Source organism: Bacillus sp. HY001, from assembly GCF_007558965.1.
Lineage (GTDB): Bacteria > Bacillota > Bacilli > Bacillales > Bacillaceae_G > Bacillus_A > Bacillus_A mobilis.
Genome location: NZ_VLTE01000434.1, coordinates 1 through 273, shown reverse-complemented (window position 1 = coordinate 273; position 273 = coordinate 1). Strand labels below are relative to the sequence as shown.

Genomic DNA, 273 nt, shown 5'->3' with positions numbered 1-273 from the left:
GTATCATGGTCACAATTCAAAGCGATGTTGTTGTATAAGGCATGCTGGTATGGGAAACAAGTGATTGTGGTGTCGAAAACATTCGCTAGTTCCCAAACTTGTTCGCATTGCGACTACAAAAATAAAGATGTGAAAAGCCTGAACCTGCGTGAATGGAAGTGTCCTTCTTGTGGTATGTATCATGATAGAGATGTGAACGCAGCGGAAAATCTGAGAAAAGAGGCCATAAGGCTCCTAACCGTAGGGATTACGGGGATTGCCTACTCATAAAAC

The 273-nt window shown here is 42.9% G+C and carries 1 protein-coding gene; it reads left to right on the top strand.

What is annotated here, in order from left to right; translation table 11 throughout:
• The coding region (locus FOT98_RS32115) for a zinc ribbon domain-containing protein (protein WP_140384375.1) at nucleotides 1–270 on the top strand (270 nt) is incomplete at its 5' end.
• Nucleotides 271–273: the final 3 nt, after the last annotated feature.